Source organism: Candidatus Blochmanniella camponoti (assembly GCF_023585825.1).
GTDB classification, from domain to species: Bacteria; Pseudomonadota; Gammaproteobacteria; order Enterobacterales; family Enterobacteriaceae; genus Blochmanniella; species Blochmanniella camponoti.
In genome coordinates this window covers 43,608-65,316 of the sequence record NZ_CP097751.1, presented here as the reverse complement: position 1 = coordinate 65,316, position 21,709 = coordinate 43,608, and the positions used below count along the sequence as shown (strand labels likewise).

Genomic DNA, 21,709 nt, shown 5'->3' with positions numbered 1-21,709 from the left:
CAAATGATTTAGATATATACGGTTGATATCTATTTTGTTAGAGGGCATCCCTATTTTGGGGAATACCTGTTAATAATGAATTAAAAAATAATAATTTTTTAATTTTTGTGATATGCATTTTACAATGTGGTTTTTAGTAAAAATTGAAGAATTACAAACAACGCGATAATATTTTAGAAAAAAATAATATTATTTTTTAAATAAATAGTTGATAGATATCATCTATAATATTTGTTAAATTTTAATAAAAGAAAAATGTGTTGAATTTAGTGGGTTTATTTAACAAATTTATAAATGGGTGCTTTAATTGAAGAAGTGGTTTTTGATTGAAAGAATATATAAATAAATGCATTTTATTTTTTATATGTTTTTAGTAATTATTAGTGAATCGCGCGTACAATCCAGGTAAGTTATTGAAAACGCACACTGTTGTTACGTGCATGTTATATAACAACTAAAATTTTAGAGTTAAAATCAAAATAATATGAATTATTATTTATTTGATTGTGTTATGTAATTTCGGTGCACTGCATAATGCAGTCATTGCATTCAAATCCCAATTCTGAATGGAAAGCGCAAATATTACATGAGTTTATTTCTTTGCAGCAATATAGTTTAATATGATCTTTTTTAGTGTATAAGTACACAAAACCAATACTGAGTAATATTACGACCATTATCGTCAGAGTAATCATATATTTTATATGAGCTTTGATATTTAGTAAAATAGAAGATGATAATAAATTATTGTTTTGATCTGTGGTTTTATGTAGAGGGGAAGATATGCATGATCGATCTTCGTGTATTTTTTCTATAATCAGTTGATTGTTTAGCTTTAGCCCTCGCTTAGGAATAGTTATAATGGATGAAGAATCTAATCCAAAAGAAGTTAAAGTTTTTCGTATCAAACTAATTTGTTGATTTAAGTTGCCGTTAGATGGTTCCAGTCCATAAGCTCTCCAAACGATTGAAAACAAGTGTTCTCGAGTGACTGGCGCACAAATATCAATATTGTGTCGTTTAATAAGCTCTTCTAATACCCGTCCAGCAGAATTAGATAATTTTACTGATGTATTGGAATCAGTTAATAATGTCAGAGTATACTCTGTAGTGTCAAATATTATAGTCGATTGAATGACATATTTCATGTAATTACTCTATATGAACTGTACATGGATAAATCAACATTTACGCCAGCTGTTTATAAAGATTTAGATAATATATTTTAATTAAAAAACATATATAGATACTATAAAAAGTATTTCATCATAAAAATGCATTAACATGATTGTAATTTGTGTTATTTAGATTGTGGCGTTTACAATTTATTTTTTTTGATAGTATAACAACATTTAATAAAAATCTAGCATATTAGTATGTGTATTGCTCAAATCAATATCAAGACGATATTTGATTTGAGCAGTTGATTCTTTTGATAAATTAAATAAGACGTGTTAACTAAACTGCAGTTGAGGATATAGTATAGTGAGTACTTTAATTTTCTCAGTGTTTAGTGCAATGTTATAAGTTCAATGTTATATAGATCTCAATTTCTCTTTAAGCATTATGATATTTGTAAATAATTTTAAGATTAGGTATTTAGTCAGAAACGATCGATTTTAATCGAGATTGTTAATGTTATCTATTTATCTGATTTTATATTAGAAGAAATTGAGTTTTTAATATATATTGTAATACATGATATTAGTATCTTTAAAAGAATGTAATAGTTACGAGCATACATATGGTATATAGTAAATTTTTTTATAGTAATGAAATATTAATTCATATGATATTATTTTTGATATGTTTTGTGTTAATCATATTTACTGTTAATAATTCTCAAGCTAATTCAAATGATGTATCTGTTAGTAGTAAACCTAAAGATACTTCGATATCAATATTTAGTGGCGTACAAAAACTACCTATATTATTCCAAGGAAAAATGCATGATGACGTCATAACTGTTATTTCGTCAAAAAATTCCCCATTGATTTTTAGTGATTCTCCTGCAACGACTTTGCAGTCGTTGTATGTAATTGATGTTTCTGATTATTTAAAAAGTATTGCTGGATTTTCTGCTATTCGTAATGGAGGAGTAAATAACGAACCAGTGTTTAGGGGAATGTTTGGATCTCGAATACGTATTTTGATGGATAACGGAGAAATACTTGGTGCTTGTTTTTCTCATATGGATCCTGTTAGTGCTTATATTTTTCCCGAGACTTTTGATATTTTAAATATCATTAAAGGCCCTCAAACAGTACTATGGGGTCCTGTAACATCTGCGGGTACGTTGCAATTTGAACGATATCATCCTAGATTTGATAAATCAAAAATTCAATTGCGTAGTAATGTAACAATCGGTGCAAATAATAAAATAGATAAAAATATAGATAGTGTTATGGGGAGTAAATACGGCTATATTAGATTAATAGGCAATATTTCTCGTTCAGACGACTATCATGATGGCAATAAAGACCAGGTACATTCTGCGTGGTATAAATGGAACGCTGATGCGATTTTGTCATTTAATTTGAGTTCAGATACATATCTAGAAGTCAGCCTAGGACAGGGAAATGGTACTGCAAATTATGCCGCTCGATCTATGGATGGGTTGTGTTTTGCTAGAGAAAGTTATGGAATGAAAATAGAAGCTTTAGATATCAGCAAAATATTAGATAAAATTGAATTACAAGCTTGGCATAATTATGTAAATCATATTATGGCTGACACTGTGTCTCGTAATACAGAATTATCTACTGAAAAATGTTGTGGGTTTAGTGGTAATATTAATAATAATGTTGATCGATTAATATGGGGTGCACGAGGTATTGCTGTATCTCAGTGGGATAATATCAAATGTCATAGTGGCGCAGATGTTCAAATTAATACACATAGAGAACATATGGAATCTAATTCTAATTGGAAAACGGACATTGTCTCTCGAGACACGGGTATATTTACCGAATTGATCGTGGATTCATTGTCAAACAGAAGATTTGTGGGAGGGACACGACTGGAATATAGTGTAATTAATTTTAATAATTGTTCTAAATATAAACGACATGGTATAGTATATCCTGCTGGGTTTATACGCTATGAGGATAATATCAATCCGTTGTTGTCATATTATATTGGTGTAGGAACAAGTTTTCGTTTGCCTGATTATTGGGAGCTATTTTATACTAAATCCGGTGAAAACATTAATATAGATGATATTTTAAAATTAAAACCTGAAAAAACTGTTCAGATAGATATAGGAGCGTGTTTTCAACATCTACAAATAAATGGATGGATATCATCTTATGCTGGATATGTTAAAGATTTTATCGTATGTGATTATCGCAACGATGATACCATACAAGATAGTATTAGTTACGCGGAGAACATTCATGCTAAAATATGCGGAACTGAAGTAGGATTAAATTATCAATTTAATGAGCATTGGCACACTGCAACTAATATATCATGGGTTTGGGGCATGAATATTGATGATGGCTGCACTTTATTTAGAACTCCTCCATTGGAGGGAAGAGTTACATGTCAATGGATACGAGGAAGTTACAGTATAGCTGCTAAGTGGAGATTGGCGTTGGCGCAATCTGTTAATAGTTCGTTGATGTCACCGGGGTCTTTTGTTTCTAGAAACATGTTGCCTCATACAGGTGTAAATTGTAATACTTCAGGATTTGGAATATTATCCATGAATTTTGCATGGAAAAGCTCTCAATTTTATAAATTTAGCATTGGTGTAGACAATTTACTAAATCATAATTATAGAGAATATTTGAATTCGTGTGTTCATAAACGACTTGGATATCCTTCTGGTACTCTGATTTATGAACCAGGGCGTACCTGGTGGATTAGATTAGGTATGGAGTTATAAACAAAAGATAATAAACATCTTGGTTTATATTAATGTGATTGATATAATGGGTATGTATGAATTTACCATGATTTTTGAAACAAAACTAATAGATGGACTTGTGTTCATAGCGGATTTAACGGTGCATATATATAAAAGTTTAAATTAAATTTTGATTGTTATCGGCTACGGAAAATAATCCTTCCTTTACTTAAATCGTATGGTGTCAGTTCAACGGTGACTTTGTCTCCTGTTAATATTCGAATGTAGTTTTTTCTTATTTTTCCAGAAATATGTGCTACAATGACGTGTCCGTTTTCTAACTTTACACGGAACATCGTATTAGGCAAGGTATCTAATACTGTACCGTGCATTTCGAAACTGTCTTCTTTTGTCATTATGATCTCTAAAAAATTAAATAAACGATTCGGAATTTTCTCATAAGATTAAAAGCTAATCAAGTGTTGATTTTATTCATACGATAATTTAAATATTAATTTTTATAAATTTATTAGAAAAGTTTATTTTTTTCTGTCAAATACAATTACTAAATTACAACTATAATAATAGACTATAATGGGATCTATATTATAAAAATTAGTTACTTTTTTATTTACTTTCAACATATATACTATTGCTTCAGTACAAATCCTATTTTTTGCTTTGTCTTTTATGTATTCAGGTTGTAATATATTCACTATATGTTTGCTATAGTGAACCTCATATATTTATTCAATGTTGTTACTACGTATTTTGAATAACGTTAAACATTAGCTTTCACTTGTTAAATATTAATTTTTATTTTTAGATTTTTTAGTACGAATAATTATATATTTTATTTAAAAGTTAATGGATAGTTTTATTTGAAATTTTGTTTTATTTGTTTTGTTGTATTACTACATAATAGTAGATAAATAACGTTCAGCGTCTATTGCAGCCATACAACCTGATCCAGCTGCAGTAATTGCTTGACGATAGCTGTGATCCATAACGTCTCCTGCCGCAAATATACCTGGAATAGAGGTGGCTGTTGCGTTGCCATTCATGCCGGAATGTACACAAATATATCCATTGTTTAGTACGAGTTGGTCATTAAATATGGAAGTGTTTGGATTATATCCAATGGCAATAAATATACCTTGAAGATTTATTATGTGTTCCTTATGTTCTCTTAGGTCTGTCATACATAAACCGGTCACATCTGTACCATTACCTAATATTTCTTTAACAATATGATTAGTATGCAAAATAACATTACCGTTGTGTACTTTATTCATGAGTCTATTAATTAATATTTTTTCTGCGCTAAATGTAGAACGACGGTGAATTAGATGAACCTTAGAAGCAATATTAGATAAATATAAACTTTCTTCTATTGCTGTATTACCGCCTCCAATAACTGCAACAATTTGTTTATTAAAAAAAAATCCATCACAAGTAGCACACGAAGATACTCCCTTTCCTTTATATTTTTCTTCAGAAGGTATACCAAGACTGCGAGCATATCCTCCTGTACTTATGATTAAAGCGTCACATGTATATTCATGTGTATTACCGTATAAACAAAAAGGGTATTGTTTAAAATTTACTTTAAATATGTGATCAGAGATAATTTCTGTGTGTAAACAAGCGGCGTGCGTATTCATACGATTCATTAACATAGGTCCAGTGAGATTTTTTGGATCTCCAGGCCAATTTTCTATATCTGTAGTAGTATTTAATTGACCTCCTATTTCTAATCCAGTGACTAATACAGGATTTAAATTAGCTCGTGCAGCATAAATAGCTGCGGTATATCCGGCAGGTCCTGCTCCTAATATGAGTAGTTTGCAATGTTTTTTTATTATCATAATAATTGTATCTCCTTATATACTGATTAAGTATGTCGTAGTAAGCACTATATTTTTGGTATGTAATATTAATAGAAAACAGATGCAATATTGTAATTTAAAATAAATTATTACTTAATTTAAATGATTCTTATAAATTATATATTTCTATGTATGGAGACATACATAGAAATATATTTCTAACGATATTAATGTTTGATTGGATACATAATTCTTATGTAGTTGTAAATAAGGATCGCAGTAAAAACTACAAATGTATCATTATATAATAAAAGTATTGTAATTAATACTAACTCACACAAAAATCGTATGTATTTGCGAGATATGTTTGTAATATGTATCAAGTGTTTTATATAAAATTAAAAGTATTTTTTAGTTTTATTAGAATTTTGATTTTTGTTAAAGATATATATGGTGTTGAAGTAATATATTTGAAACATTATTTGTTTATAATTTTATAAATTAGAGTATATACATAGCATGTATATTGAATCCATGACGCAACGATATTGCGTGCAATTATTTATATGAATTAACAGTATTCTTATTCAAATATAAATGCAATACTTGATATAAATAAAACGATTATTAGATAAAAAATGATTATCAATACTTAAGTAAGAGATATCTTTAGTGATTAATGTTATATTGATTGGTGTAAGTATAACTTTATTATATTTAATTATCTCATTAATTAGTTTTAATCCTGCAGATCCTGGCTGGTTACAGACTACGTGGGATGGATCTATTCATAATGTTGGAGGTATGTTAGGAGCGAAAATTTCTGATTTCTTATTTTTTATTTTTGGTATTCCAGTGTATGTAATTCCTTTATTTCTGTTTTTTTATCTTTGGAAAATTTGTGTGCAGGGTATGCGTATTACTGTTTTTATTTTTATATTTAAATTAATAGGCATATTGATATTATTATTCGCGTGTTGTGGATTAGCTCATATAACAATCGATAATTTTTTTTATTTTTCTTCTGGCGGCATAGTAGGAAGCATATCGTATGATATTATTTCATCTTATGAAAAAATGACTCATCATGTCAGCATAATTTTATTTTTTTTCATTGGAATTATTGATATTACAGTGTTTTTTAATAAATTTTTTGGGATGATTTTAAAAACTATTAAGAATCACTTATTTAATTATTTACGCTATTTAAGTGCATTATTTTTTTGTAAGAAAAAATATCGATATCAATTTATTCATCAAAAATCGTGTGCTAAACGACTTATGTATCCATTGGTTTTTTCTACACAGGATCCTAATTTTTTAAAAAATTTAAAAAATGATTTATTAAACATACAAATCATCCCTGATGTATCTAAAAACATTAGCAGATCTACTAAGCAATTTAATCCTATTTTAAAAAATAATTTTTTTAAAATGAAATGCATTTCAGCGATTAAGATATTTAGTCAAGGTTACAATTATTATCAAAAAAAATATGTGACTAACGTTGTTTCTAAAGGCAAAAATTGTTCTGTAAAAAATAATAAATTTGACCAAACAATTTGTAGTAGTAATAACAATATACATTGTGTTGACAAAAGAGAACAAAAACATAATGTATCATTGATACAAGATTTAAATGTAATACGTACTGATAGAAATAATATTGATCAAAAAATTCCCATGTTTGTTAAAAAAAACATAAAACAACATGTACCTTTGTTAAAATATAAAAAAGTCCCCACGGGACATCCTATTCCATGTTATAACAATCGCGCTGCTACTTTTCCAAATATAGACTTATTGACTACATCTTCTTCAGAAAAAACAACGATAGACTTCTTGGAATTAAAAAAAATTTCTCAATTTCTAGAATCGAAACTACTAGAATATCACATTGTAGCAAATGTGGCTAATATTGTTCCTGGACCGGTAATTACTCGATTTGAGTTGAATTTGTCACCGGGTATAAAATCGTCAAGAATTTCTAATTTATCACGCGATTTAGCTCGTGTTTTATACACAAATTCTGTTAAAGTGGTAGATGTAATTCCGGGCACTCCATATGTTGGATTAGAAATTCCTAATAAACAGCGAAGAACAGTATATTTAGGAGATATAATTGGTTCAGATCAGTTTAGGAATATCAATACTCCATTAGCGTTGGTCTTGGGAAAGGATATATCTGGACAGCCGTTAATTATAGATCTTAAATCTCTACCTCATTTATTAGTTGCTGGCACTACTGGATCAGGTAAATCTGTGGGGATTAATGCTATGATTATTAGTCTTTTATATAAGGCTACACCAGAAGAAGTGCGTTTTATTATGATTGATCCTAAAATTTTAGAATTATCAATATATTCAGGTATTCCTCATCTTTTAAAACAAATTATTACCAATACCCAAGAAGTTTATGAAGTATTACAATGGTGTGTAAAGGAAATGGAGCGTCGTTATAAATTGATGGCTATGCTTAGTGTTCGAAATTTAGAAAATTATAACAGCTATATAACACAATGTTATTCTAAAAAATATGCAACAAATAATATTATCAGCAAATACGTGAATAATGATACTGCATTTTGTTCTAATACATTAGATAAATTACCGTATATTGTAATTATTGTAGATGAATTTTCAGATTTGATGATGACTACAACAAAAAAAGTGGAAGAATTAGTTATTCGTTTAACACAAAAGGCTCGAGCTGCTGGAATTCATGTAATATTAGCAACTCAAAGACCGTCAGTGAATGTAATTACTGGAGTAATTAAAGCAAATATTCCAGCTCGTATAGCTTTTACTGTATCAAGTAAAATAGATTCTCGTACTATTCTTGATCAATCCGGAGCAGAATCCTTATTAGGTATGGGCGATATGTTATATTTAGGACCTCACTCTTCCATATCTACTCGGGTACATGGAGCCTTCATAGAAGATCGAGAAATACGTGCAGTAGTTAATTTTTGGAAAAATCAAACGATTAGTTCATGATCCTTTCTGAATAATCAGAATTATTATATCTTGTATAGGGATGTGTATATACAGATATAATAATATTATTGTTTATTTAAACAAATATATAATGATAATGGAGATAATTAATTCAGAATGACGAAACAGATAATATATGCTGTTTTTTTAAGCGTTATTATAGCTATTACAGTAGTAGCTGATGATACATCTGTTTTTGTCTTACAAAACCGCCTTAAAAAAATAAATAATTTTTACGTGCATTTTATTCAGAAAGTTATTAATTCTGATAACAATGTGGTGTTAGAATATCGTGGAGAATTATGGATAAAACGTCCTAATTTATTTAATTGGCATATGATATCCCCTGAAGAAAATTTTTTAATATCTGATGGGAAAACACTTTGGTTTTATATTCCTTCTATCAAACAAGTTACTGCGTATTGGTTGCGAAACTTTTCTGATAATATTTTTTTTATGTTGTTTTCTGGTAATAATATATATGAATGGAATGAATATACTGTATCCCAACAAGGGGATTTTTTTTATTTAATACCGATAAGTAATAATTTTAATTTAAAAGAATGTAGAATTAAAATCACTGATCGGGGTACAATCGAGAAATTTAGTATTTTCGAAGAAAAAGGACAACATGTAGATTACTATTTATTAGATCAAAATAATAATGACATTGATATAAGTAAGTTTTATTTCGCTCCTTCTAAGGACATTCAACTAGACGATCAAAGAAAATAATATCTATTAGATAATTAATTTAAATTTTTGTTAAATAAATAAAAAAAATTATTTTTTATGTGAGATATTTATCAAAAATCATATAAAGCATGTTCAGTTGATTTTTATTGATATGTTGTAAGGAGTTTGACGTGTATTACGATATCTATATAATAAAAGAAATTTAGAAAATGTTATATTTGACATTCCATAATAATAAAACGCATTTGATTATTGTATTGTTTCTATATTAGTTTTCACGAAATATTAACAGAGCACATATTTTGTATCATCGAAAGATAATGGAAGTATTATTATGAGAATAAATATGATTTTAAAAGTCGTATATATATGACATATATCTTTGTTCTTTAATAAAGATGCAGTAAATTCATTTGAATTGTTTTCAAGTTATTACCTATATAATATATAGGTGTGTTTATATATGAGAGAGGTATTGTTTTTACAAAAGAATTAAAAAAATGCTATAAAGTAGTGTTGCTGTATGCATAGTGTGCAAATGTATTTTGCATACAAACATTAATTGTTTTTAGATATTTTTAAAGAGTTAAATTGGATAGGCATTAGGAAAGTGCATATACGCATTTGAAATATCATCATTAACATAATAAATCATAATATTTTACATTTGGTATAGTAAATTATATGATATTGTAAATTTTAATAAATAATAATATGGTATGAATTTGTTATAATAGTATAAATTTGTTGTGGTTGTTAAAAATATATTATTAGTAAAATTAGTATATGATAAAACGAATAGTATAGGTTAGATATGATTGATCCCAATTTGTTGCGCAGTAATCTTGATTTGGTTGCTAAAAAGCTTGCTCGCAGAAAGTTTATACTAAATATTAATAAATTTCGTCAGCAAGAGAGTTTGCGAAAAATTTTACAAAAGAAAACCGAAAGTTTACAGACCGAACGTAAAGCTAAGGCTAAAATTATAGGAATAGCTAAGTCTCGTGGAGAAAATGTAGAATTTTTATGTCAAGAAGCATATATTTTAGGAAAAAAATTAACTTCTCTTAAACTTGAAAATAAAGCATTAAAAAACAGGATTAAACAATTTGAGTTATCTTTACCGAATATTCCAGATGATCAAGTGCCTTATGGATTTAGAGATCAAGATAATTTAGAAATTATGCGTTGGGGTAAGCCGGGTCAATATAATTTCCCAATACGGGATCATGTAGCGTTGGGCGCATTAAATAATGATTTAGATTTTGTTAATGCAACAAAATTGACTGGAACACGTTTTATCGTAATGAAAGGACAAATAGCACATTTGCATCGCGCTTTGTCTCAATTTATGATAGATTTGCATGTTAAGCGTCATGGATACGAAGAGTATTATCTACCATATTTAGTAAATCAAGAATCTTTATATGGTGCAGGTCAATTACCAAAATTTTATGAAGACTTGTTTCATATTCAACACTTACAATCTGGAACCAATCCATACGCATTAATACCTACTGCTGAAGTGCCTCTAATAAATTTAGTTCGTGATGTAATTCTTGATGAAGAAGAATTACCCATTAAGATGGTTGCTCATACTCCATGTTTCCGTTATGAAGCAGGATCATATGGCCATCATACTCGTGGATTAATTAGGATGCATCAATTTGATAAAGTTGAAATGGTTCAAGTAGTACATCCAGATAAATCTATGCAGATATTAGAAGAAATAACTGGTCATGCGGAGCAAGTATTGCAATTACTTAAATTACCTTACAGGAAAATATTATTATGCACAGGAAATATTGGATTTTCTTCTTGCAAAACGTATGATTTGGAAGTATGGCTTCCAGCACATAATGCTTATTGTGAGGTTTCTTCTTGTTCAAACGTTGGAGATTTTCAAGCGCGTCGTATAAGAGCGCGATATAAAGGAAGAATGCATAGAAAAACAAGATTATTGCATACTTTAAATGCTTCTGGAGTAGCAATAGGTCGAGCATTGGCAGCGGTGCTTGAAAATTATCAATTAGAAGATGGACGCGTGGCGATTCCTTCGGTGCTATATCCTTATATGAGTGATATAACACATATTAATTGAATGTTAATTTTTAAATATAGGTTTTTGATTTAATTAATTGTTATTATTTTGTTAAATAAATAAATGTATATATTTATTATGAGTAACTAGATCTTTGAATTAAAGATGATAATAAGAAAAATTCATTATTTTTGATAAACATTTTATTTTGTTCATTGCACTTGAAAATGTTATTTATGCTAAAATAATAGTCTTCATTTTATTATATTGAATGAAAATTTCAATACAGTATGTTGCTTAACATTATTTTAATATTTTTTAATTGTTGTTTTCAATAGTAGTTCATTATGAAGGATACTGTTTTAATTAATTTAATTATTTATAATCGATTATTATATGAATAAAGTATTCAATTTTAGCGCGGGTCCGGCAATGTTGCCAAAACAAGTTTTAAGGCAATTTAAAGAAGAGTTATATAGTTGGAATAATATGGGCATATCCGTCATAGAGATAAGTCATCGTAGTAAAGAATTTGTGCAATTAATGCAAGAAGCGAAACAAGATATGCGCGATCTTCTCGATATTCCAGAAAATTATGAAGTTTTATTTTGTCATGGTGGAGCTCGTGCACAATTTTCTGCGATTCCTATGAATTTATTAAAAACATCTTCAGAAAGAGTTGATTATGTAAAAACTGGGTATTGGGCATACAGTGCAGCAATAGAAGCAAAAAAATATTGTGATCCACGTATAATTAATGTGGTCGGCAAAAAAAATGGATTATATAATATTCAACCTATATCTAAATGGGATGTTTCTGAAAATAGTCTGTATATTCATTATTGTCCTAATGAAACTATTGATGGAATAGCTGTATATGAAACCCCAAATTTTTCTGATAAAATAGTGGTAGCAGATTGTTCTTCAACTTTATTTTCGAGTCCATTGAAAATAAACCGTTTTGGTATAATTTATGCTACGGCTCAAAAAAACATTGGAATATCTGGTTTGACTGTAATAATTATCAGAAAAGATTTATTGAAAGAACCTTACCGAGTAGTCCCGTCTATTTTAAATTATAAAATTTTAGCTGATAATTTCTCAATGTTTAATACGCCTGTTACCATGTCCTGGTACGTTGCTAGTTTAATGTTTAAATGGTTAAAAACACAAGGAGGCTTGCAGGAAATTAATAAACGTAATCAAGAAAAATCAGCTCTTTTATATGATGCTATTGATTCTAGTAATTTCTATTATAATAATATTAGTCTATCTAATCGTTCATATATGAATATCGCCTTTTTTTTAAAAAACAATAAATTAAATGATCTTTTTTTAAAAGAATCAATATCTTTCGGATTGTATGGTTTGAAAGGACATAAAGTAGTGGGGGGTATGCGGGCATCTTTATATAATGCTATGACATTAGAAGGTGTAAAACAATTAATTAGATTTATGAAATTATTTTCTGAAAAATATCGCTAATTAGATTCAATCGATTGTTATATCCATGTGTTAAATCGTTAAATACAATCATATATTATTATTGTAAATGGTGTATTATGGGCTATTAATTTCAAAAATTGAATATTTTATATAAAAAGTTGGTGAAAAGTGAATGATTTTATTAAATTAGCTCCTATAAAAAAAGTACAGGGAACCATTCATCTTCCTGGTTCTAAAAGTATATCAAATCGAGCATTGTTGTTAGCAGCTCAAGCTACAGGTACTACTCAGTTAACTAATTTGTTGGATAGTGATGATGTGCGTTGTATGCTGGATGCTTTACGTAATCTAGGAGTATCATACTGTCTTTCAAATAATAGAAAAACTTGCGAAATTAATGGTGTTGGCGGTCCGATTCAATCAAAAAATAACAATCAACTAATTTTGTCTTTGGGAAATGCCGGGACTGTTATGAGACCTCTTATTGCGGCATTGTCTGTAAAGACTCAAAATGTCGTGCTCACCGGTCGTCCTCGCATGAAAGATAGGCCGATTGCACACTTAGTAGATGCCTTAAGACAAGGAGGAGCGCGTATTGAGTATATGGAACGTGATGGTTACCCTCCCATACGATTGTATGGAGGGTATTATGGAGGTGAAATTTTTATTAAAGGGAGTATTTCTAGTCAATTTTTGTCATCTGTGCTTATGATGACGCCATTAGCTTATCGAGACACTCTTATTAAAGTGGACGGAACATTAGTATCCAGACCATATATTGATATGACTTTGTCTCTTATGAAAATTTTTGGAATTAACATACAACATGACAATTATCGTGTTTTTTATTGTAAAGGAAATATGACATATCAATCACCTGGGGATTATTTAGTGGAAGGAGATGCCTCGAGTGCTTCTTATTTTTTAGCAGCATCAGCTATTCGAGGGGGTACTGTTCGAGTTATAGGAGTCGGTCACAATAGTAAACAAGGAGATATTTATTTTGCGAATATATTAGAAAGTATGGGAGCAAAGATTGCGTGGGGCTCTAATTATATAGAGTGTACTCGTGGAGCTGATTTGAATGCTGTTGATTTAGATGTTAATAATATTCCAGATGCAGCAATGACTCTCGCTATTACTGCGTTATTTTCTATTAATGGTCCTACAATATTACGTAATATTTATAATTGGAGAGTTAAAGAAAGCGATCGACTAGCGGCAATGGCTACTGAATTACGTAAAATAGGAGCGGAGATTGTGGAAGGTTACGATTATTTACAAATTACTCCTCCAGTTAAAATAGAATCAGCTTATATTAATACTTACGATGATCATCGTATAGCGATGTGTTTTTCTTTGGTGGCATTATCGGATGTCTCTATTATAATTAACAATCCTAAGTGTACCGATAAAACTTTTCCAGATTTTTTTACACAATTATCTAGTATTAGTGTATTGCAATAAGTATTCTATACAGTGTGGTGTTCATATATAATCTAAACCGTACATATGAAATTTATGAGCAGTCAATTTTATCAAAATATTAAATAATTATTATATAGTGAAGATTATGCGCTACAAGGGGATAATTGTGAACAATATATTTCCAGTTATTACTATTGATGGCCCAAGTGGAGTAGGGAAAGGGACTTTGTCTAGGACATTAGCAAAAATTCTTGGATGGAATTTATTGGATTCGGGAGTGATTTATCGAGTGTTAGCATTAGCAGCTTTGGAAAATAAAATTGATATTAATCGTGAAGAAAAAGTAGCAGTACTTGCGGAAGAGATACAGATAAGTTTTATAAATAGAAAAAATAGTTTTTTTGAATCCTTTAATGGTAAAGAAATTAAAAAGGATATTTATACAGAAACTATAGGAAATTACGCATCTAAAATTGCTGCTTTTTCGCAGGTACGTAAAAATTTATTGACATATCAACGTACATTTTGTCAATGTCCAGGACTTATTGCTGATGGGCGGGATATGGGAACGGTAGTATTTCCTAATGCGGAATTGAAAATTTTTCTTTATGCTTCTTTTAAGGAGAGAGAGCGCCGTAGATTACATCAGTTGCAGAAAAAAAATTTTGATGTTAATTTTAAGTTTTTATTCTCACAAATAAGAGAACGAGATGAACGTGATTATAACCGAAAATCAGCACCGTTAACGCCTGCGATTGATTCATTAATATTAGATTCTACTCATTTATCTGCTGAAGAAGTAAAATCTAAAGTACTTATGTATATTAGAGAGAGTCTAGTATTCTCATCGAGAGTACTATATAATACTACGCATAATCAAGGATAGTTATGATATATTTTTTATAACCCCATCAAACATGGAATGCGGTGGACGTTAATTTGAAAATTGAAGATTATAAAAATGACAGAATCGTTTGCTCAGCTATTTGAAGAATCTTTAAAAAAAGTAGAAACTTGTCCTGGATCCATTGTTCGTGGAGTTGTTGTTGCTATTTTTAAAGATATTGTGTTGGTCGACGCAGGATTAAAATCAGAATCTGCTATTCCTATTGAGCAGTTTTATAATGCTCAAGGAGAATTAGAGATTTCAATTGGTGATTATGTTGATGTTACATTAGATGCGGTAGAAGATGGGTTTGGGGAGACTGTTTTGTCTCGTGAAAAAGCCAAACGTTATGAATCTTGGGTATCATTAGAACAAGCACACCAAGATATGACTACTGTTACAGGTATTATTAATGGAAAAGTAAAAGGAGGATTTACTGTTGAACTAAATGGCGTACGCGCTTTTTTACCTGGTTCTTTGGTAGATGTTAAACCAATACGTGACACTTCATTTCTAGAAGGGCAAGCATTTGAATTTAAAGTAATCAAATTAGATCATAAACGCAACAATGTTGTAGTGTCGCGTCGCGCAGTGATTGAATCTGAAAATAGTGTTGAACGTGATCAATTGTTAAATCAATTACATGAAGGAATTAAAATTAAAGGGGTAGTTAAAAATTTAACTGATTATGGCGCTTTTATCGACTTAGGAGGCGTAGATGGGTTGTTACACATTACTGACATGGCATGGAAACGCGTCAAACATCCCAGTGATATAGTAAATGTTGGAGATGAAATTATTGTTAAAGTATTAAGATTTGACCGAGAGCGTATTCGCGTATCTTTGGGTCTAAAGCAATTAGGTGAAGATCCATGGGCGGCTATTGTTCAACGCCATAAAGAAGGAAGTAAATTGATAGGACAAGTAACTAATTTAACTGATTATGGGTGTTTTATTGAAATCGAAGATGGAGTAGAAGGGTTAGTACATGTATCTGAGATGGATTGGACTAATAAAAATATTCATCCTTCTAAAGTAGTGACGGTAGGAGAATCTGTTGAAGTAATGGTATTAGATATTGACGAAGAGCGCCGAAGAATTTCTTTAGGATTAAAACAATGTAAAATTAATCCATGGCAGAGGTTTTCAGACATGTATAATCGCGGCGATCGGGTTATGGGAAGGATAAAATCAATTACCGATTTTGGTATTTTTATAGGATTAGAAGGAGGGATTGACGGTTTGGTGCATCTTTCTGATATTTCTTGGTATTTATCTAATGAAGAGGCTGTAAATAAGTATAAAAAGGGTGACGAAATAGTTGCCGTAGTCCTGCAAGTCGATGCAGAACGTGAACGTATTTCTTTGGGTATAAAACAGTTAACGGAAGATCCTTTAAATGTGTATTTATCTGCTCATAAAAAAGGAAGTATGGTATCTGGAAAGATTCTTTCTGTAGATGAAAAAGGGGGAGCTACTGTCACATTGGATGATAATATGGTAATTGGTTATTTATCTATTCCTGCCGTATCAAATAATAAATCTACTCATAAGAAAACCTATATGTCATTACACATAGGCAATGACATATCAGCAACGATAGATGGGATAGATCGTAAAAATAGAATCGTCAATTTATCTGTATGTAATATATGCGATCCAATTCAAAAACCAGAAGTCAACATTATTGATAATCATATCAAAGAGAAAGATAAAAATTTTTCTAGTGTCATGGTTGAAGCATTTAAAGCGGCGACTAAAAACGAGTAATTGTTTTTATTAAATAATTTTTATATATAAAATCTATTAATATGTTAGAATGAGATAGTTATAGGTAACAAGAAATAAACTAAGTGAATAAATATTTCATATTTATATATAAATTTTAATATGGTTATGTGTGGTAATTAGATTGCTTGTGTTGTAATTAAGGATTATGTATTAAATATAATGAGGTTATTACTTGAGTAGATAAAAAAGAATGAAATTTTAATGTTGTATATTTATTTTATTTTGAAATAAGTTACCCTAGTTGTTTATTAGTGAAAGAGATAAAAAATTTAATTTGATATTAAAATAGAATAATATGAATAAGTAAATAACATTTACTTATTCAAGTTCTCTTAAGTTAATGCTTGTCATATCATTGGTGTTGATAGTGAGGTTTTACAATAAAATAGTTTAATATATATGAATGAGCATTCAATTCTTTTTCGTCGTGAAAATCACATTTAATTACACAGACTGTTAGATATACTAAAGATTAGGAATACGTTTATATATATTCAATAAATAATATTTATATATAGATATAGTAGTTTTTGTTTTTATGCATATTTATGTTGTAAGATTTTTCACGAACCTTAGTGTATTTGAAGTGTTCAATATTTGTAGTGTGTTGATTGCGATGTATTCGCATGTTTCGTATGAAATAAATTATGACTGCAGGGACATAAATGTTGCAGTACAATAAAAATCATTCTTCTACTTGGCAAACTTTTCGTCGTCTCTGGCCAATAATTTTTCCTTTTAGAGTAGGATTAGTTGTTGCTTCTATTACTCTGATTTTGAATGCAACAAGTGATGCTTTAATGTTAGCTTTATTAAAACCTTTACTTGATGATGGATTTGGAAAAGCTAATAGAGATGTATTTGTGTGGATGCCGTTGGCTTTAGTAGGATTAATGGGTATTCGCGGTTTTAGTGGTTTTGCGTCTACTTATTGCATATCATGGGTATCCGGAAAGGTAGTAATGCAAATGAGACGTGCATTGTTTAAACATATCATGAATATGCCGGTTTCATTTTTTGTAAAACAATCTACTGGTACATTAGTATCTAGAATTACTTATGATTCCGATCAAGTTGCTTCTTCTTCTTCTGGAGCTTTGGTTACTGTTATTCGAGAAGGAGCATCTATTATTGGTTTGTGTATAATGATGTTTTATTATAGTTGGCAACTATCATTAATTTTAGTGCTAATTGCACCAATAGTATCCATCACTATTAAGCTTGTTTCTCATAGATTTAGAACAATCAGTAAGAAGATGCAGAGTGCCATGGGCCAACTAACCAGCAGCGCTGAACAAATGCTACAAGGACACAAAGAAGTGTTAATATTTGGAGGGCAACACACAGAAAAAGATAGATTTAATTGCGTCAGTAATCGTATGAGACAACAAAGTATGAAGATGGTGCAAACTTCATCTATTTTTGATCCATTGATTCAATGTGTTGCATCATTAGCGTTAGCGTTTGTGTTGTACGCGGCTAGTATTCCAAGTGTTATGGAAATGCTTACTGCTGGAACTATTACTGTTATTTTTTCATCTATGATAGTTTTGATGAAGCCATTAAAGTCCTTGACTAATGTCAGCGCTCAATTTCAACGCGGAATGGCAGCTTGTCAAACTTTATTTTCCATATTAGATTTAGAAACAGAAAAAGATCAAGGCATACTCGACATTACAAGAGTACAGGGACATATTATTTTTGATGATGTTACTTTTTTTTATCCTGAAAAAAGTACACCATCGCTTTCTAAAATCAATTTTTCTATTGAAGCAGGAAAAACTGTTGCTCTGGTAGGTCGATCTGGTTCTGGAAAATCTACTATCGTAAACTTATTAACTCGTTTTTATGATATAGATAAAGGACGTATATTGCTTGATGGTTTCAATTTAAATGATTATAAACTTTCTTCGTTGCGTAATCAAATAGCTATGGTATCTCAAAATGTTCATTTATTTAATGATACTATCGCAAACAATATCGCGTACGCTCGCAGAAATTTTTATTCTAGAGAATCTATTGAAACTGCAGCGCGTATGGCATGTGCTATGGATTTTATTTCTCAAATGAAAAACGGATTAGATACTATTATAGGAGAAAATGGGATACTATTGTCTAGTGGCCAACGTCAACGTATTGCAATTGCACGTGCTTTGTTACGGGATTGTCCTATTTTAATTTTCGATGAAGCTACTTCTGCTTTAGATTCTGCGTCAGAGCACATTATTCACAAATCTCTTGATACGTTAAAAAAAAATAGAACATCTTTGATTATAGCTCATCGTTTATCTACCGTTGAAAATGCAGATGAAATATTGGTAATTGAAAATGGTTATATTATGGAACGTGGTGTGCATAAGGTTTTGATACGTCGCCAAGGGATTTATGCTCAATTATATAAATTACAATTTTCTTCTTGATGTTTGATCGTATTTGGTTTAAATCATCGTTTTTTTATTTATTTTTATTACCATTTTCTTGGTTATACGGTTTAATCAGTACACTTAATCGTATTAGTTATCAGTATGGATGGCGAAAAGTATATCGATTTTCGGTACCAATAATAATTATTGGTAATTTAACAATTGGAGGGAACGGGAAAACTCCGATGGTATTATGGTTAGTAGAACACTTGAAACGTCGTGGTTGGAAGGTTGGGGTAATTTCGAGAGGATATAAAGGTAAATCAAATAATTATCCAATAATTATTAATATGAATAGTCATAGTGAAGAATGTGGTGATGAGCCCATGTTAATTTGGAAACGAACTGGAGTATCGGTCGCTGTTTCTCCAAAACGTGCTGATGCAGTCGCTGCATTATTGAGAAAACAAGAATTGGATATCATAATAAGTGATGATGGATTACAACATTATGCGCTTTTTAGGGATATAGAATGGGTAATAGTTAATAGTGTGCTTCGATTTGGAAATGGTTGTTGGTTACCAGCGGGTCCTATGCGCGAACGCATTAACAGACTTCATACGGTACAAGCAATTATCGCAAATGGATCAGAAGTAGGAATACAATCTGGAGAAGTATTAATGCGGTTATGTCCTATTGCTGTAGTCAATATATTAACGGGAGAGCGTAGACCTCTTTATTTTTTAAATAATGTTGTAGCTATAGCAGGGATTGGGTATCCTACACAATTTTTTGATACCTTACGAAGGTATGGGATCATTCCGATCAGATCAATTTCATTTTCTGATCATCACGTGTATTCTGAAAAAATGTTAACACCCCTGACTAAAAAAAATGAGATATTACTAATGACCGAAAAAGATGCAGTTAAATGCATAGATTTTGCTCACGATAATTGGTGGTATGTGCATACAGAAGTGAAAATCAATAAGATAGATACGCATAATCTATTGCGCACAGTGGAAAATAAGATTAGATATTATAAGGATTCAAAATTTAATGTATAGTAATTGCATTTTCACAACAATATGATAACCCTCGTAGGAGAAAGATAAAAAATAATATTTTAAGTGTTGTTTATATATATGATAGTGTCATATATAACAAAAATAAAATATTTAAATGATAAAAATTATCATTTTAAATTATAGAATATATATAACAGTTTCGTTGTATATAATATGTATAAGTTAAACATTTAATCGATTTAATAATATTATGATGAAATATCAGTTATTGAAGATCATTGTGTGTCCTGTATGTCATTCGAAATTATCTTTCGATTTAGAAAAAAGAGAATTAATTTGCAATGTTGATAATTTGGCTTTTCCAATAAGAAAAGGAATCCCGGTTCTCTTAAAAAAAGATGCTCGTAATTTTATATTATAATAAGGAAAAATATGAATTTTGTAGTAATTATACCTGTTCGATTTTTTTCGACGCGTTTTCCAGGGAAAGCTTTAGCAGATATTAATGGTAAGCCTATGATTGTTCGTGTCATGGAAAATGCTTTAGATTCTGGAGCTAATAAAGTAATCATTGCTACGGATAGTTCTTGTATAGCGAGAGTCATTGAATCAGAACAATCCGCAAGTGAAGTATGTTTAACACGATCTACTCATCAGTCAGGTACTGAACGTCTTGCAGAAGTAGCTATCAATTATAAATTTTCAGATGATCAAATTATCGTACATCTTCAAGGCGATGAACCTTTGCTTTCTTCTATTATGATTCGTCAAGTAGCAAGTATTTTGTGTTCAATGAGTACTATTTCCATGGCTACGTTAGCAACACCATTGAATTCTTTCGAAGAAGCACGCGATGATAACGTAGTCAAAGTTGTTATAAACATGAATAGCGATGCTCTTTATTTTTCTCGTTCTATGATTCCATGGAACACAGGAGATTTTGTAAATCATCTAGATAGTAAATTCCCTAAGACGCTATTACGTCATATTGGTATTTATGCATATCGAGTTAAATTCCTGCATCGTTATATTGCATGGGCTAAAAGTCCATTGGAACAGCTGGAACACCTTGAACAGCTTCGAGTACTATGGCATGGAGAGACAATACATGTTTCTGTAATTGATGATGTATTTAATATTAGTGTGGATACTCCAGAATCATTGAGCCGTGTTAATACTGTATTTAAAAAAAATAAATATACTACTTATACATAGCTGATTATGGCTGCGTAGGTGAATTTTTTATTAATTATAATACGAATGAATTTAATTATCATTGAAAATAAATACATAGGAGAGTTTTAAGCGATTTATCTTAATTTATATTAAGCATATATGTTACTAATATGTAATT

15 protein-coding genes are annotated in these 21,709 nt (G+C 30.0%); 12 read left to right on the top strand and 3 right to left on the bottom strand.

From position 1 onward, the window contains the following. Nucleotides 1-509: 509 nt before the first annotated feature. Nucleotides 510-1,148, bottom strand: coding sequence for a winged helix-turn-helix domain-containing protein (locus tag M9394_RS00275; RefSeq protein WP_250247416.1), 639 nt, complete (start codon nucleotides 1,146-1,148; stop codon nucleotides 510-512). A 665-nt stretch (nucleotides 1,149-1,813) separates the two neighbouring features. On the opposite strand from M9394_RS00275, the gene M9394_RS00270 reads away from it, so the two are divergent. Beyond that, nucleotides 1,814-3,889 (top strand): TonB-dependent copper receptor, encoded by a 2,076-nt coding sequence (locus M9394_RS00270; protein WP_250248210.1) that lies wholly within the window; start codon nucleotides 1,814-1,816, stop codon nucleotides 3,887-3,889. A 158-nt stretch (nucleotides 3,890-4,047) separates the two neighbouring features. On the opposite strand, the gene infA is transcribed toward M9394_RS00270, so the two are convergent. Both infA and trxB read right to left on the bottom strand, forming a co-directional pair. Next, entirely contained in the window at nucleotides 4,048-4,266 is a 219-nt protein-coding gene (gene infA / locus M9394_RS00265) for a translation initiation factor IF-1 (RefSeq protein ID WP_011282932.1), read from the bottom strand. A 498-nt stretch (nucleotides 4,267-4,764) separates the two neighbouring features. After that, entirely contained in the window at nucleotides 4,765-5,718 is a 954-nt protein-coding gene (trxB, locus tag M9394_RS00260; RefSeq protein WP_250250042.1) for a thioredoxin-disulfide reductase, read from the bottom strand. Nucleotides 5,719-6,351: 633 nt separating this feature from the next. Between trxB and M9394_RS03335 the strand changes: the two genes are divergently transcribed. The 11 genes from M9394_RS03335 (at nucleotide 6,352) to kdsB (ending at nucleotide 21,570) form a co-directional block, all read left to right on the top strand. After that, complete coding sequence (locus tag M9394_RS03335) at nucleotides 6,352-8,676, top strand: DNA translocase FtsK (RefSeq protein WP_250250040.1); 2,325 nt, start codon at nucleotides 6,352-6,354, stop codon at nucleotides 8,674-8,676. 117 nt (nucleotides 8,677-8,793) lie between these two features. Further along, nucleotides 8,794-9,411, top strand: coding sequence for an outer membrane lipoprotein periplasmic chaperone LolA (gene lolA, locus M9394_RS00250; protein ID WP_250247424.1), 618 nt, complete (start codon nucleotides 8,794-8,796; stop codon nucleotides 9,409-9,411). A gap of 775 nt (nucleotides 9,412-10,186) precedes the next feature. Next, the gene (serS, locus tag M9394_RS00245; protein WP_250250038.1) at nucleotides 10,187-11,473 is read left to right on the top strand and encodes a serine--tRNA ligase; all 1,287 of its coding nucleotides are present in this window, start codon (nucleotides 10,187-10,189) and stop codon (nucleotides 11,471-11,473) included. A gap of 336 nt (nucleotides 11,474-11,809) precedes the next feature. Beyond that, on the top strand, nucleotides 11,810-12,898 hold the full coding sequence (gene serC / locus M9394_RS00240) for a 3-phosphoserine/phosphohydroxythreonine transaminase (RefSeq protein ID WP_250247426.1): 1,089 nt from the start codon (nucleotides 11,810-11,812) through the stop codon (nucleotides 12,896-12,898). Nucleotides 12,899-13,027: 129 nt separating this feature from the next. Further along, nucleotides 13,028-14,326 (top strand): 3-phosphoshikimate 1-carboxyvinyltransferase, encoded by a 1,299-nt coding sequence (gene aroA, locus M9394_RS00235; RefSeq protein WP_250247427.1) that lies wholly within the window; start codon nucleotides 13,028-13,030, stop codon nucleotides 14,324-14,326. Nucleotides 14,327-14,453: 127 nt separating this feature from the next. Further along, nucleotides 14,454-15,173: a (d)CMP kinase gene (gene cmk / locus M9394_RS00230; RefSeq protein WP_420022163.1), complete on the top strand. Its 720-nt coding sequence runs from the start codon at nucleotides 14,454-14,456 to the stop codon at nucleotides 15,171-15,173. Nucleotides 15,174-15,248: 75 nt separating this feature from the next. Then, a complete protein-coding gene (gene rpsA / locus M9394_RS00225; RefSeq protein ID WP_250250036.1) occupies nucleotides 15,249-16,943 on the top strand; it encodes a 30S ribosomal protein S1 in 1,695 nt (564 codons plus the stop codon). A 686-nt stretch (nucleotides 16,944-17,629) separates the two neighbouring features. After that, complete coding sequence (gene msbA / locus M9394_RS00220) at nucleotides 17,630-19,384, top strand: lipid A ABC transporter ATP-binding protein/permease MsbA (protein WP_250250035.1); 1,755 nt, start codon at nucleotides 17,630-17,632, stop codon at nucleotides 19,382-19,384. Continuing rightward, nucleotides 19,384-20,394, top strand: coding sequence for a tetraacyldisaccharide 4'-kinase (lpxK, locus tag M9394_RS00215; RefSeq protein ID WP_250247430.1), 1,011 nt, complete (start codon nucleotides 19,384-19,386; stop codon nucleotides 20,392-20,394). Before msbA ends, lpxK begins: the two co-directional genes overlap by 1 nt. 214 nt (nucleotides 20,395-20,608) lie before the next feature. Continuing rightward, nucleotides 20,609-20,776: a Trm112 family protein gene (locus M9394_RS00210; protein WP_250247539.1), complete on the top strand. Its 168-nt coding sequence runs from the start codon at nucleotides 20,609-20,611 to the stop codon at nucleotides 20,774-20,776. 11 nt (nucleotides 20,777-20,787) lie between these two features. Further along, entirely contained in the window at nucleotides 20,788-21,570 is a 783-nt protein-coding gene (gene kdsB, locus M9394_RS00205) for a 3-deoxy-manno-octulosonate cytidylyltransferase (protein ID WP_250250033.1), read from the top strand. Nucleotides 21,571-21,709: the final 139 nt, after the last annotated feature.

What these genes read in the sequence shown, in the direction of transcription:
- rpsA (WP_250250036.1), top strand. Translation starts at nt 15,249, where the DNA reads ATGACAGAATCGTTTGCTCAGCTATTTGAAGAATCTTTAAAAAAAGTA.
- serS (WP_250250038.1), top strand. Translation starts at nt 10,187, where the DNA reads ATGATTGATCCCAATTTGTTGCGCAGTAATCTTGATTTGGTTGCTAAA.
- lpxK (WP_250247430.1), top strand. Translation starts at nt 19,384, where the DNA reads ATGTTTGATCGTATTTGGTTTAAATCATCGTTTTTTTATTTATTTTTA.
- infA (WP_011282932.1), bottom strand. Translation starts at nt 4,266, where the DNA reads ATGACAAAAGAAGACAGTTTCGAAATGCACGGTACAGTATTAGATACC.
- lolA (WP_250247424.1), top strand. Translation starts at nt 8,794, where the DNA reads ATGACGAAACAGATAATATATGCTGTTTTTTTAAGCGTTATTATAGCT.
- M9394_RS00275 (WP_250247416.1), bottom strand. Translation starts at nt 1,148, where the DNA reads ATGAAATATGTCATTCAATCGACTATAATATTTGACACTACAGAGTAT.
- trxB (WP_250250042.1), bottom strand. Translation starts at nt 5,718, where the DNA reads ATGATAATAAAAAAACATTGCAAACTACTCATATTAGGAGCAGGACCT.
- kdsB (WP_250250033.1), top strand. Translation starts at nt 20,788, where the DNA reads ATGAATTTTGTAGTAATTATACCTGTTCGATTTTTTTCGACGCGTTTT.
- M9394_RS00210 (WP_250247539.1), top strand. Translation starts at nt 20,609, where the DNA reads ATGAAATATCAGTTATTGAAGATCATTGTGTGTCCTGTATGTCATTCG.
- serC (WP_250247426.1), top strand. Translation starts at nt 11,810, where the DNA reads ATGAATAAAGTATTCAATTTTAGCGCGGGTCCGGCAATGTTGCCAAAA.
- msbA (WP_250250035.1), top strand. Translation starts at nt 17,630, where the DNA reads ATGTTGCAGTACAATAAAAATCATTCTTCTACTTGGCAAACTTTTCGT.